Genomic DNA, 13,806 nt, shown 5'->3' on the forward strand with positions numbered 1-13,806 from the left:
CCGTGGGGCGAGCGAACTCGCCCCACTCATTGCCATTAATGCTTGATAATATACAAGTTTTTAACGTAGATATTATCCATCGGGTCTTTACCGGTATACCCACCTACCCACGGTTTCACCAGACGGGCGTTAACGTAGTAGTAAACCGGAACGATCGCGGAATCTTTATCCAGCTGCTGCTCGGCTTTAGAGTACAGTTCAGTACGCTGTGCTTCGTCAGTGGTTTTCAGCGTGTCGCCAATCAGCTTGTCGAATGCCGGGCTCTTATAGTGCGCGGTATTGTTTGAGCTGTCACTCAGCATGGTGTTCAGGAAGGAGGTCGGTTCGTTATAGTCCGCACACCAGCCAGCACGCGCCACGTCAAAGGTACCCTGATGACGGCTGTCGAGGAAGGTCTTCCACTCCTGGTTCTCCAGCTTCACGTTCGCGCCCAGGTTCTTTTTCCAGATCGAGGCGACGGCGATAGCCAGTTTTTTGTGCAGATCGGAGGTGTTGTACAACAGGCTGAAGGTCAGCGGCTTATCTGCGGTGTAGCCCGCTTCGGCCAGCAGTTTCTTCGCTTCTGCGTTACGCTGTTCCTGAGTCTGTTTGAACCAGTCTGGCTCGGTCAGTTTTGCGCCATCGGTGTATGGAGGGGTATAGCTGTACGCAGGCAGATCGCCCTGGTTTTTCACTTTGTTGACGATGATATCGCGATCCAGTGCCAGCTTCAGCGCGGTACGAACACGTACGTCGGTAAACGGTGCTTTCTGGTTGTTGATTTCATAGTAATAGGTGCACAGGTACGGATCGACGTGAACTTCTTTAGGGATCTCTTTCTTCAGTTTCTGGAACAGCTCAATCGGCATGTTGTTATAGGTCATGTCGATTTCACCGCTGCGGTAGCGGTTAACGTCAGTCACTTCGGACGAAATTGGCAGGTAGGTCACCTGATTAATAACGGTTTTAGCGTTGTCCCAGTATTGCGGATTACGCTCAAGCACCATACGCTCGTTGACCACCCAGTCTTTCAGCTTATAGGCACCGTTGGTCACGATATTGGCAGGCTGGGTCCATTTCTCACCAAATTTTTCCACGGCAGATTTTGGCACCGGGGAGACGGACGGGTGAACCAGCAGCTTATAGAAGTACGGAACAGGTTCGCTCAACGTCACTTCGAAGGTATTGGCATCGATCGCTTTAACGCCCAGATCGGTGATTGGTTTTTTGCCCGCGATGATGTCATCAATATTGGCGATGTGGCCATATTGCAGGTAGCTCGCATACGGAGAGGCGGTAGTAGGATTCGCCAGACGCTGCCAGCTATAAACGAAATCTTCAGCCGTGACTGGCGTACCGTCGGACCATTTCGCATCCTTACGCAGATGGAAGGTCCAGACTTTGAAATCTTTGTTTTCCCATTTTTCTGCTACACCCGGTGCCGGGTGGCCGTCTACGTCTGTCACCAGCAGGCCTTCGAACAGGTCGCGGTTAACGTTAGACTCAGGAACACCTTCAATTTTGTGCGGGTCAAGAGACTGAACTTCCGCACCGTTGTTACGCACCAGCGTCTGTTTCTCAGCCAGTTGAACACCTGCAGGAACGTCCGCAGCCATTGCAGCGTTGCCCGCGATTAGCGCAGTTAAAATCCCCGCCGCTACCAGATTTTTTTTTGTGATGATGGACATTGTGTTGGTACTCCACTCATTATAATGACTGGCCTTCGCCAGCTGTGTAATCCCCTATTGGGGCCTGTACAGCGCAGGAGTTTTTTTTGCTGCTGTCAGGTTCTTCTTTTACTGCTTGCTATCACCGACTTTTTTATTACTGACCGCTCGTATGGCCGTCTTGCGTCGATTCTTTACAGGCCTCCCCTGTTTGAGGCCTGGGCTGGATATCTGAGATGAGAACCATATGAAAATAATTCTCATCTGCTTGTTTTATGCTGCAAAATATTAGGCCGGAAAGTATCAAATGGCGTTAACGTGCGCCAATACATTTTGCAAATTTGTTAAGCAATTCTCTTTTACGGTGAGTACCGTATCGTTGAGGGCAGCCTTGCCGGACATCGAACATCACTAAAAAAACATGATATTCAATAGGATAGAGAAAATTTTCTCTACAAGCGCGTCGCTGCGCTATCATCGAGTGATTTTGTACAAAAATTTAACAACTGGTTATTATTTAGCACATTCATCTAGGGGAATGTTGAAATTACTAATATCATTTCGGTTATCTCTCAGCAAGCCCCAGAGTATCATGTGAGTAAAATAACAGAGCGATCGAAGATTTTCTGTGCAGGTGGGTTTTAGGGGGATTAATAACTTATTGAAATACAAGTAATGAACATTATTAGTAGAATTTATTATGATATGTGAGCATTTCAACTTTAGTTATAGGATTTACTGATAATGACGTAAAAAAACGGAGCCGTTGCTCCGTTCTTTCATACGAAATATCAGTGCAGCAAACCGGGGAAAATGCTTTTAATTCCCGTCACGATAAATTCAATCCCTAACGCCATCAACAGCAGGCCCATGATACGCGTTATGACGTTAATTCCCGTCTGCCCCAACAGGCGTACAAGCCAGGGCGCCATGCGGAACACTCCCCAACAGCAGAGCGCAAAAATAGCAATTGCGACGGAAAAACCGATCAGGTGCATCAGGCTATGGTATCGCGTCCCCCAGACAATGGTTGAACTGATGGCACCAGGACCGGCCATCAGCGGTAAGGCCAGTGGCACCACGCCAATACTTTCGCGGATGGCGGTTTCTGACTTCTCCTGCTTGTTCTGTTTATCCTCGCCGAGCTTACCGCTGATCATGGACATAGCGATGGTCACGACCAGGATCCCACCAGCAATGCGGAAAGAATCAATTGAAATCCCGAACAGCTGAAGAATCGTGTCTCCGAGAAAAAGGGAGGTCAACAATATGATAGCGACCGACAGGTTAGCGGTAAGGTTTGTCTTGTTCCTGGCCGCCGCCGTCTGGTAACTCGTCATACTAATGAAGACTGGAATGATCCCCACCGGGTTGACCAGGGCAAACAAACCAATAAAAAATTTAAAATACGTTGGAAAATCAAAGAGCGTTTGGATCACGTTTTGCTCCGCTTATACACATGCCCGGGACTGACAATTTGTCGTGAGAAATCGCGCTGAAGATACCCTTTTTATCAGCATACTTCACTTGAAATCTGTACCAAAACGTTATCATTTCAGGATGTTAAACAGATGTATAATCAATGATAGCGCCGCTTCCAATACTTACTTAATTATTTAACACTGGAAAAATCTCAAAGAAATAACCCTGCTGAAAGGTATCAGCTTGGGGAAAAATTGACACAGATCATGATTTCAGTACTCAGAAGTGAGTAATCTTGGTTACACCCCCAGGGAGGTCACCTGACAAAAAGGGATGATGCTAAGGTAAGGCTCTTTTAGTAAATTAGTGTGCTAATGCAGAAAGTAACTCTTTGTTTTACTTTGTGTTACGCAAGTCGTATCGGCTCTGTCTATACTGTGTGACGTATCGAGCGCTGGTTTACTAAAAGAGTTTAAACATTATCAGGAGAGCATTATGGCTGTTACTAATATCGCTGAACTGAACGCCCTCGTCGAGCGCGTTAAAAAAGCCCAGCGTGAATATGCCAATTTCACCCAAGAACAGGTTGATAAAATCTTCCGCGCGGCCGCACTGGCTGCTGCAGATGCTCGAATCCCTCTCGCTAAAATGGCCGTTGCCGAATCCGGCATGGGTATCGTGGAAGATAAAGTGATTAAAAACCACTTCGCTTCCGAGTATATCTACAACGCCTATAAAGATGAGAAAACCTGTGGCGTGCTGTCCGAAGACGACACCTTCGGTACCATCACCATCGCTGAACCTATCGGCATCATCTGCGGTATCGTTCCGACCACTAACCCAACGTCTACTGCTATCTTCAAATCACTGATTAGCCTGAAGACCCGTAACGCAATCATCTTCTCTCCACATCCACGTGCGAAAGATGCGACTAACAAAGCTGCGGATATCGTCCTTCAGGCGGCGATCGCTGCTGGTGCACCAAAAGATCTGATTGGCTGGATCGACCAACCTTCCGTTGAGCTCTCCAATGCGCTGATGCATCACCCGGACATTAACCTGATCCTGGCGACCGGTGGTCCTGGCATGGTTAAAGCCGCATACAGCTCCGGTAAACCAGCGATCGGTGTTGGCGCCGGTAACACACCTGTTGTTATCGACGAAACCGCTGACATCAAACGTGCCGTTGCGTCTGTACTGATGTCTAAAACCTTCGATAACGGCGTTATCTGTGCATCTGAACAGTCTGTTGTTGTCGTAGACTCTGTTTACGACGCCGTTCGTGAACGTTTCGCCAGCCACGGCGGCTACCTGCTGCAGGGCAAAGAGCTGAAAGCAGTTCAGGACATTATCCTGAAAAATGGCGCGCTGAACGCCGCTATCGTGGGTCAGCCAGCGTACAAAATCGCTGAACTTGCAGGCTTTACCGTCCCGGCTACAACCAAAATCCTGATCGGTGAAGTGAAAGTTGTCGACGAGAGCGAGCCGTTTGCACACGAAAAACTGTCTCCTACACTTGCCATGTACCGTGCGAAAGATTTCGAAGACGCGGTAGAGAAAGCTGAGAAGCTGGTTGCCATGGGCGGTATCGGTCACACGTCTTGCCTGTACACCGACCAGGATAACCAGCCAGAACGCGTCGCTCACTTCGGTCAGATGATGAAAACTGCGCGTATCCTGATCAACACCCCTGCTTCCCAGGGTGGTATCGGTGACCTTTACAACTTCAAACTCGCACCTTCCCTGACTCTGGGTTGTGGTTCCTGGGGTGGTAACTCCATCTCTGAAAACGTTGGTCCAAAACACCTGATCAACAAGAAAACCGTTGCTAAGCGAGCTGAAAACATGTTGTGGCACAAACTTCCGAAATCTATCTACTTCCGCCGTGGCTCACTGCCAATCGCGTTGGATGAAGTGATTACTGATGGCCACAAACGTGCGCTCATCGTGACTGACCGTTTCCTGTTCAACAACGGCTACGCTGACCAGATTACCTCTGTGCTGAAAGCGGCTGGCGTTGAAACTGAAGTGTTCTTTGAAGTTGAAGCTGACCCTACCCTGAGCGTTGTACGTAAAGGTGCTGAGCTGGCTAACTCCTTCAAACCAGATGTGATTATCGCACTGGGCGGTGGTTCCCCAATGGATGCCGCGAAAATCATGTGGGTCATGTACGAGCACCCTGAAACCCACTTCGAAGAACTGGCGCTGCGCTTTATGGATATCCGTAAACGTATCTACAAGTTCCCGAAAATGGGCGTAAAAGCCAAAATGATCGCGGTAACCACTACTTCCGGTACCGGTTCAGAAGTTACACCATTTGCGGTAGTAACAGACGATGCGACAGGTCAGAAATACCCGCTGGCTGACTACGCGCTGACCCCAGACATGGCTATCGTTGATGCAAACCTGGTCATGGAAATGCCTAAGTCACTGTGTGCGTTCGGTGGTCTGGATGCGGTAACTCACGCCCTGGAAGCCTACGTTTCTGTACTGGCATCTGAGTTCTCTGACGGTCAGGCTCTGCAGGCTCTGAAACTGCTGAAAGAAAACCTGCCAGCGTCCTACAATGAAGGGTCTAAAAACCCGGTAGCACGTGAACGCGTTCACAGTGCAGCAACCATCGCAGGTATCGCGTTTGCCAACGCCTTCCTGGGTGTTTGCCACTCAATGGCGCACAAACTTGGCTCACAGTTCCACATTCCTCACGGTCTGGCGAACGCCCTGTTGATCAGCAACGTTATCCGTTATAACGCTAACGACAACCCAACTAAACAGACTGCTTTCAGCCAGTACGACCGTCCACAAGCACGTCGTCGCTATGCTGAAATCGCTGACCACCTTGGTCTGAGCGCACCGGGCGACCGTACTGCTGCGAAGATTGAGAAACTGCTGGCATGGCTGGAAAGCCTGAAAGCTGAGCTGGGTATTCCTAAATCTATCCGTGAAGCAGGCGTTCAGGAAGCTGACTTCCTCGCTCATGTAGATAAGCTGTCTGAAGATGCCTTCGATGACCAGTGTACTGGTGCTAACCCGCGCTACCCACTGATCTCCGAGCTGAAACAGATTCTGCTGGATACCTACTATGGTCGTGAGTTCAAAGAAGGTGATGTTGCCGCTGTGAAAACAGAAGTTCCTGTCATCAAAGCTGACAAGAAAGCGAAGAAAAGCGCTTAATTGACAGCAGCAGATGAAAAACCCGCCTTATTGGCGGGTTTTTTTATGTCTGAATAACAAGACTGACATTATTTTCTGTTGTCGTGCTGAATCGCCGTCAGCGAGCCTACAGACAACGCTTCTTTATAATGCTTACGGCAGACCGAAACATAGCGTTCATTACCGCCTATCACCACCTGCTCACCATCTGCATAAGGTTTACCGGCCTGGTCAAGACGAAGCACCATACTGGCTTTACGACCGCAGAAGCAGATTGTTTTCAATTCAACAAGTTTATCCGACCAGGCAAGCAAATACTGACTCCCGGCAAAGAGTTCACCGCGAAAATCCGTGCGCAGGCCGTAACAAAGAACGGGGATATCAAGCTCATCGACCACTTCTGACAGGGCATATACCTGTTCACGCGTCAGAAACTGGCTCTCATCGACCAGGACACAGTGAATCGGCTTTGCAGCATGTTCTGCATGAATGTCTTCAAACAGATCGGTTTTCGGGTTAAAAAGCCTCGCAGGCGACGAGAGTCCTATTCTTGAGCTCACCTTACCTGCACCAAAGCGATCGTCAATTTCAGCCGTATAAACAACGGTACGCATCCCGCGCTCCTGGTAATTGTACGAGGATTGCAGCAACGCGGTGGATTTCCCGGCATTCATTGCCGAATAGTAGAAATAAAGTTGTGCCATTGGCCGTAAAACCCTAATCAATGTGTAATATTCCCGATGAGTCATTGTACCATATTTTGTCTGGTCATCAGCGATGTAGCACACAGGGGAAGCGTTTCAGCGCGGAGTTTACAACCTTCTTTTCATGAAAATAACCCGTTAAAACATGTAGTAAACGCCCCCTCCTCGGCCAATATGTTATATGTTCAGCAAAACATAACACTGCTTTTTATAGTGGAATCCCCGTTCATTAAAATTCACTATTTATTAACTATTTCAGTCTTAACATCACGGAGGGGAACTAATACAAAAGTCTGATATTTCTCCGCCGCAACTATAATTCCTGCGGGAAATGTCACAAAAAAAAGACACAATCGACCGGGTTAAGCAGCTTCCGGTGATAACAACCGAGACTGCCGGGTGGTGAAATTTAAGTTAGCGTAATTAATAATAGCGCCTTTATTTAGTATTTTTTGAATTCCTTACATTCCTGGCTATTGCACAACTGAATTTATGGCTCTATTATTAGGTCAACAAACCACCCCCCATTATAAGTTTGAGATTACTACAATGAGCGAAGCACTTAAAATTCTGAACAACATCCGTACTCTTCGTGCGCAGGCAAGAGAATGCACCCTCGAAACGCTTGAAGAAATGCTGGAAAAATTAGAAGTTGTAGTTAATGAACGTCGTGAAGAAGAAAGCGCTGCTGCGGCTGAAATCGAAGAACGTACTCGTAAACTGCAGCAATATCGTGAAATGCTGATTGCTGATGGTATCGATCCAAATGAATTGCTGAACAGCATGGCTGCCGCTAAAACCGGTACTAAAGCCAAGCGTGCGGCACGTCCTGCTAAATATAGCTACGTTGACGAGAACGGCGAAACTAAAACCTGGACTGGCCAGGGTCGTACTCCTGCTGTAATCAAGAAAGCGATGGATGAGCAGGGTAAACAGCTGGACGACTTCCTGATCAAGGATTAATCGAGCCATATTCAGAAAAATCCCGCATATTGCGGGATTTTTTTTAACCTAAATTTGTCGCATACATCCTCTTACACTCTGTCATAAAGCATTATTTAGCAATTTCATCGACTGTACTTTCAGACAGGTTTTTGGGAGTGTTATGGGCATAAAAAAACCGGTGGGCAATGCCTCACCGGTTTCGAACATTTACAACCGTGGCTTATTTCTTAATACCTACGCTCTCTTTGAGCCAGGTTTTAAATTCTTCACCAAGGGTATTGTGGCGGATACCATATTCAACAAATGCCTGCATATAACCGAGCTTATTACCGCAGTCATGGCTCTTACCTTTCATATGGTAGGCCTCAACGGTCTCTTTCTCGATCAGCATATCGATGGCATCCGTCAGCTGGATCTCATCACCCGCGCCTGGAGGCGTTTTAGCCAGCAGAGGCCAGATTTCAGCACTCAGGACATAGCGACCTACAACGGCAAGGTTTGAAGGCGCTACGTCGGCTTTAGGCTTCTCTACGACACCAACCATTGGCACACTTTCGCCCGGCTCAAGGTTAACGCCTTTGCAGTCAACCACACCGTATGCCGTTACGTCTTCAACAGGCTCAACCATAATCTGGCTACTGCCGGTTTCGTCGAAACGTTTGATCATTTCAGCCAGGTTATCCTGAGAAAGATCGGATTCGTATTCGTCCAGAATTACGTCGGGCAGAATTACCGCTACAGGCTCATCACCTACAACAGGATGCGCACACATAACAGCGTGGCCCAGACCTTTAGCCAGGCCCTGACGAACCTGCATAATGGTGACGTGTGGAGGGCAAATAGATTGAACTTCTTCTAAGAGCTGACGCTTAACACGCTTTTCCAGCATGGCCTCAAGTTCAAAGCTTGTATCGAAATGGTTTTCGATAGAGTTTTTAGATGAATGCGTAACCAGCACAATTTCAGTGATGCCGGCTGCGATACATTCATTAACGACATACTGGATTAATGGCTTATCAACCAGAGGCAGCATCTCTTTAGGAATCGCCTTAGTTGCTGGTAACATCCTGGTCCCCAATCCCGCTACCGGGATAACGGCCTTTCTGACTTTCGAATTTAGGGCAGCCATTCAAATTCTCCTGAGCTGTTCAAGTTTTGAACTTTTATGCAATAAATAACGCGTTGAGTATATCAGCCTCGCCCCGCAGTCCGGGTCTGAAAAGAACGCGTTGCCGATCAATTAGGACAAATACGCATGAATCTGGGCAGCGATAGTAGCACTCCCCGTAAAACACAGGTAAAGCAATCTTAAAATTAAGATCCAATTGCTTATTCCGTGGACAACATTAAGCGTAGCCGTCCCCCGGCGCCCCAAATTTGGCACTGCCAGGAGGAACAGCGGTGGCTAATTTGATTAAGATAAGCCGTTCCCAATGTCCCAAGCGGCACGCCGTTACTCACCTGAATATGATGTTCACCGGTATTCAGTGAAGCGTTGAGACCTGCTGAGACGAGGATCAGATTTTTTAAACCGCTGTGGTAATAGCCGACCAGAAGCGGGAACTGTCCAGGTAAATTGGCCTGACGAAAAAGCTGGTTTACTTGTTTGAGTAAACTGCCTAACTCCGGTAGCCGTTGTCCCTGATGCGATAACTGTTCCTGCAACAAACCATTAAATAGCGCGCGAAGAAGTAACGCGGCTAATACACCGTTATCCCCTGCCCGGGTGACATCCAGAGAATAAAACGCAAGGTCGGTATCAGATAAAGGTGCGATATCCAGCACCAGTCCGGGCTGGTCAGCCGCTACCAGCTGGCGATAATTTACGCGACAGTGTGAAATAGTTTGCTGTACAGGCGGCTGGAGCTCTTGCAATAGTTTCGCCGCAGCAGGCGGATTACTCACCAGGGCATCCCAGTCCTGGAAAAGACGTTCCTCTTCCTCTACCCGGGAATTAAACATATTGGGATAAAGGCACGCCAGGACCGTTTCACGCAGCCGGTTCAGATCCTTGACCGGTTTAAGCAGAATATCCTGGACGCCAAGACGTAATGCTTTGGCAATATCCGCCATATTCTCTGTGGCAGAGATCACCAGAATCGGCGTCTGGTTACCTTCGTTACGCAGATGTTCAACCAGCTTCAGTCCATTCATGCGCGGCATCGCTATGTCGCAAATCATCAAATCGGGCGTAATGCCGATCATTTTTTCCAGGGCGTCGATGCCATCTTCAGCCAGTGACGTCATTGCGCCCAGCGAGGATAACCACGAATCCAGTAGCGATCGGAAAACGGGCTCGTCTTCAACAATCAAAATGTGTTTTCCGGCCAATGGCTGCGTCATGGTTCCTCCCCTGGCTGACAGTAACTAAATAGTGGCATGCGATCGGCACTATCGCCTGTCAGATTTTGCTGAAGTAGTCAAAAAAAGGTGCTTAACGTGCGGTCTGCACAAAAGGCAACAATTCGTCCATTTTCTTTTCGACGGCTAACGAGCCCGCTGCGATGGCGGCCTCAGCCCGATGGAAATCAAGAGTAGAGATTTGCGGACAGTACGGCTGAATAAGGATATCCGGAGGGTCGCCTGCCATACGGTTACGTTTAAGGCGATTCTCGAGTACCTGTATTGACGTGGTCATGATTTCTATCGCCGTCGGCGCGGTAACCGAGCGTCGCGCGGCCATACGCCCGATTCTGCCGCGCAGGCGCTCGTGCCAGGCCAGTTTCTCGTCCTCGGCATCTTCGCTCTGCAGATTGACCGGCATGAGGTCCTGTTGCATCAGGTGGGCATCGTGCTGCAGATCGACGGCAATCACGATATCCGCCCCCATTGCACGGGTCAGAGAAATGGGAACCGGGTTAACGACGCCACCATCGACAAGCCAGTAACCGTTGTGTGGGACAGGCGCCATGAGCCCCGGCATACTGCAGGAGGCGCGCACGGCAAGATGGATATCCCCTTCGGTTAGCCAAAGTTCGCGTCCTGTACTGAGGTTCGTCGCGACGGCGCCGAAAGGCATCTGACAATCAGTGAAGTCTTCAAGAGGCATAACCTGGCGGAACTGGTTAAAAACGCGTTCGCCGCGCAACAGTCCACCACGCTGCCAGGAGAGGTCCATCAGACGCAGCACGTCCCAGTAGCTGAAGGAACGCACCCAAGTCTCGAGTTCCGTAAGCTTTCCGCACGCGTAAGCGGATCCGACAAGCGACCCGATTGAACACCCTGCGACAATATCTACGTCAATGCCCATCTTGTTTAAGGCATTAATCACGCCGATGTGTGACCATCCCCGGGCTGCACCTGAGCCCAGCGCCAGTCCAATTTTAACCTTTCTCATTAGCCCTGTTTTACTTCCCCTGGATTCCTGACATAGCGTCAACGCAACAGCTCAGTTAACATAGTGCTACCCGAAGCGTTTTACGCCTTTATTTTTGTTCCAGGAAGAGAATCGTGTCTCAACTCTGCCCTTGTGGTAGCGCTCTGGAGTATAGCCTATGTTGCCAGCGATATCTGTCTGGCGATCAGGTTGCACCAGACCCGTCACACCTCATGCGTTCACGTTACACCGCTTTTGTGATCAAAGACGCAGACTACCTGATTAAAACCTGGCATCCCTCCTGCCACGCTGCCGAATTCAGAAAGGACATCGAAGCCGGCTTCGCGAACACGCAGTGGCTTGGCCTCACCGTCTATGAATCCTCAACTGGCAGTCATGTTGATGAAGGTTACGTCAGCTTTGTAGCCCGTTTTAACGAGAATAATAAACCGGGGGCCATTATCGAACGTTCCCGGTTCTTAAAGGAAAGCGGGCAGTGGTATTATATTGACGGAACGCGCCCACAGTTTGGTCGTAACGATCCCTGCCCGTGTGGTTCAGGTAAAAAATTTAAAAAGTGTTGCGGGCAGTAATGCCTGACAACCCAGACTTCGCAAATACAAACAGGATTTCCCGGCGATGCAATCATTACAACGTAAAGTTCTGCGCACCATCTGTCCCGATCAAAAAGGGCTGATCGCACGAATTACCAACATTTGCTATAAACATGAACTGAATATCGTGCAGAACAATGAGTTCGTTGACCACCGTACCGGCCGCTTCTTTATGCGTACCGAACTGGAAGGTATTTTCAACGACACCACTCTGCTGGCCGATCTGGACAGCGCGCTTCCGGAGGGTTCCGTGCGCGAACTGACTCCAGCCGGTCGACGCCGCATCGTGATCCTGGTGACCAAAGAAGCACACTGTCTTGGCGACCTGCTGATGAAAGCAAACTACGGCGGTCTGGACGTCGAAATTGCTGCCGTTATTGGCAACCACGAGACGCTGCGCACGCTGGTCGAACGCTTTGATATTCCGTTCGAGCTGGTCAGCCACGAAGGCCATACGCGTGAAGAACACGACGATTTGATGGCCCAGGCCATTGAAGCGCATAACCCGGACTACGTGGTGCTGGCGAAATACATGCGCGTGTTAACGCCATCTTTCGTGGCGCGTTTCCCGAACAAGATCATCAACATTCACCACTCGTTCCTGCCGGCCTTTATTGGTGCGCGTCCATACCACCAGGCGTACGAGCGTGGCGTTAAGATTATTGGCGCGACAGCCCACTACGTGAATGACAACCTGGACGAAGGTCCCATCATCATGCAGGACGTGATTCATGTGGATCACACTTACACCGCTGAGGACATGATGCGTGCAGGGCGTGACGTTGAGAAGAATGTGTTAAGCCGCGCGCTGTATCAGGTGCTGGCCCAGCGTGTCTTCGTTTACGGCAACAGAACCATCATTCTTTAATCTTTCGGAAAATGAATTGATTAGCTTTGCGCCTTTACGAATAAAAAGCAGGCAAACAGCTTCATTTCCCTAAAGGAATGCTTTACAGGGGCGTCTCATTTGATATGATGCGCCCCGCTTCCAGCAGGAAGCAGGCCAGTAAAAAAAGCATTACCCCGTGGTGGGGTTCCCGAGCGGCCAAAGGGAGCAGACTGTAAATCTGCCGTCATCGACTTCGAAGGTTCGAATCCTTCCCCCACCACCATCTCTCAGCACGACCTCAAAATTTGAATTACCCCTGGTGGGGTTCCCGAGCGGCCAAAGGGAGCAGACTGTAAATCTGCCGTCATCGACTTCGAAGGTTCGAATCCTTCCCCCACCACCATCACTTTCAAACGACACGTAACATTCTGCTCGCACCGTGCATCATGTATTTCCGCAAGGGGAAGGATGAGAAGCTTCGACTAAGGTTCGATTCGAGCGCAGCGAGAAAGCGTTGCCGCAGGCAACGACCCGAAGGGCGAGGCGCAACGCGCCGAGTAATCCTTCCCCCACCACCATCACTTCCAGCAACATCCCAAGTCATATTAAAACCAAACACTCAACCGAATCCGCCTCTGTAGGCCGGGTAAGGCGCAGCCGCCACCCGGCAACAGAGGGCTACATCGGCGGCAAACGACGCCTGACCGGTGAACTTTTCACAATCGACGTATTACACTGGGCATGTTCCGCCAGCCCATCCAGCAGCGCATCAAGCTGTTCGATTGACCGCACCACCAGCCTGATAACAAAGCAGTCCTCCCCGGTCACCTTGTCGCTCTCAATACACTCCGGCATCGCCTGAATATACTTATCCACCTTATGCAACAACCCCGGCAAAGGCCGCACGCGCACCAGCGCCTGCAGCGTATACCCCAGCGCCGCCAGGTTCACCCGTGCACCATAACCCTCAATCACACCGCGCTCTTCCAGCCTTTTAAGACGTTCTGCCGTGCTGGGAGACGTCAGACCGATGCGGCCGCTGAGCACCTTCAACGACATGCGCGCGTCCTCAACCAGGCAGGCTAAAATTTGCCGGTCGATATCATCGATAAGGTAATCCATCGCTTTCACCTAATTTTAATAAGCCATTGCTGCATTTCACCTTATCTCAACCCTG

The 13,806-nt window shown here is 49.7% G+C and carries 11 protein-coding genes, 2 tRNA genes and 1 other RNA gene; 7 read left to right on the plus strand and 7 right to left on the minus strand.

Going from position 1 to position 13,806, the window contains the following annotated elements; all coding sequences use genetic code 11:
- Window positions 1-35: 35 nt before the first annotated feature.
- Complete coding sequence (gene oppA / locus LRM19_RS08150) at window positions 36-1,667, minus strand: oligopeptide ABC transporter substrate-binding protein OppA (protein ID WP_271368167.1); 1,632 nt, start codon at window positions 1,665-1,667, stop codon at window positions 36-38.
- A 770-nt stretch (window positions 1,668-2,437) separates the two neighbouring features.
- Window positions 2,438-3,085, minus strand: coding sequence for a YchE family NAAT transporter (locus LRM19_RS08155; RefSeq protein ID WP_008502784.1), 648 nt, complete (start codon window positions 3,083-3,085; stop codon window positions 2,438-2,440).
- A gap of 478 nt (window positions 3,086-3,563) precedes the next feature.
- Between LRM19_RS08155 and adhE the strand changes: the two genes are divergently transcribed.
- On the plus strand, window positions 3,564-6,242 hold the full coding sequence (gene adhE / locus LRM19_RS08160) for a bifunctional acetaldehyde-CoA/alcohol dehydrogenase (protein WP_059446810.1): 2,679 nt from the start codon (window positions 3,564-3,566) through the stop codon (window positions 6,240-6,242).
- A gap of 68 nt (window positions 6,243-6,310) precedes the next feature.
- Here adhE and tdk read toward each other — a convergent pair whose 3' ends face one another.
- Window positions 6,311-6,925: a thymidine kinase gene (tdk, locus tag LRM19_RS08165; RefSeq protein WP_271368168.1), complete on the minus strand. Its 615-nt coding sequence runs from the start codon at window positions 6,923-6,925 to the stop codon at window positions 6,311-6,313.
- Between the two features lie 549 nt (window positions 6,926-7,474).
- Here tdk and hns point away from each other — a divergent pair.
- Window positions 7,475-7,888, plus strand: coding sequence for a histone-like nucleoid-structuring protein H-NS (gene hns, locus LRM19_RS08170; protein ID WP_008502781.1), 414 nt, complete (start codon window positions 7,475-7,477; stop codon window positions 7,886-7,888).
- A gap of 202 nt (window positions 7,889-8,090) precedes the next feature.
- On the opposite strand, the gene galU is transcribed toward hns, so the two are convergent.
- From galU to rssA, 3 genes are all read right to left on the minus strand, one after another.
- A complete protein-coding gene (gene galU, locus LRM19_RS08175) occupies window positions 8,091-8,999 on the minus strand; it encodes a UTP--glucose-1-phosphate uridylyltransferase GalU (protein WP_008502780.1) in 909 nt (302 codons plus the stop codon).
- A gap of 200 nt (window positions 9,000-9,199) precedes the next feature.
- The gene (gene rssB / locus LRM19_RS08180; protein ID WP_127731313.1) at window positions 9,200-10,213 is read right to left on the minus strand and encodes a two-component system response regulator RssB; all 1,014 of its coding nucleotides are present in this window, start codon (window positions 10,211-10,213) and stop codon (window positions 9,200-9,202) included.
- A gap of 91 nt (window positions 10,214-10,304) precedes the next feature.
- The gene (gene rssA / locus LRM19_RS08185) at window positions 10,305-11,207 is read right to left on the minus strand and encodes a patatin-like phospholipase RssA (protein WP_271368170.1); all 903 of its coding nucleotides are present in this window, start codon (window positions 11,205-11,207) and stop codon (window positions 10,305-10,307) included.
- A gap of 113 nt (window positions 11,208-11,320) precedes the next feature.
- On the opposite strand from rssA, the gene LRM19_RS08190 reads away from it, so the two are divergent.
- From LRM19_RS08190 to LRM19_RS08210, 5 genes are all read left to right on the plus strand, one after another.
- On the plus strand, window positions 11,321-11,779 hold the full coding sequence (locus tag LRM19_RS08190) for a YchJ family protein (protein ID WP_111965930.1): 459 nt from the start codon (window positions 11,321-11,323) through the stop codon (window positions 11,777-11,779).
- 46 nt (window positions 11,780-11,825) lie between these two features.
- Window positions 11,826-12,668, plus strand: coding sequence for a formyltetrahydrofolate deformylase (gene purU, locus LRM19_RS08195; RefSeq protein WP_023312104.1), 843 nt, complete (start codon window positions 11,826-11,828; stop codon window positions 12,666-12,668).
- 159 nt (window positions 12,669-12,827) lie between these two features.
- Window positions 12,828-12,912, plus strand: a tRNA-Tyr gene (locus tag LRM19_RS08200).
- A 35-nt stretch (window positions 12,913-12,947) separates the two neighbouring features.
- Window positions 12,948-13,032, plus strand: a tRNA-Tyr gene (locus tag LRM19_RS08205).
- A gap of 44 nt (window positions 13,033-13,076) precedes the next feature.
- Window positions 13,077-13,207, plus strand: a non-coding RNA gene (locus LRM19_RS08210) — RtT sRNA.
- 100 nt (window positions 13,208-13,307) lie between these two features.
- On the opposite strand, the gene LRM19_RS08215 is transcribed toward LRM19_RS08210, so the two are convergent.
- Window positions 13,308-13,751, minus strand: a complete 444-nt coding sequence (locus LRM19_RS08215; RefSeq protein ID WP_271368173.1) for an Lrp/AsnC family transcriptional regulator — start codon at window positions 13,749-13,751, stop codon at window positions 13,308-13,310.
- Between the last annotated feature and the right edge of the window lie 55 nt (window positions 13,752-13,806).

Origin of the sequence: Enterobacter sp. PI-10, from assembly GCF_027947695.1 — a bacterium.
Lineage (GTDB): Bacteria > Pseudomonadota > Gammaproteobacteria > Enterobacterales > Enterobacteriaceae > Enterobacter > Enterobacter vonholyi.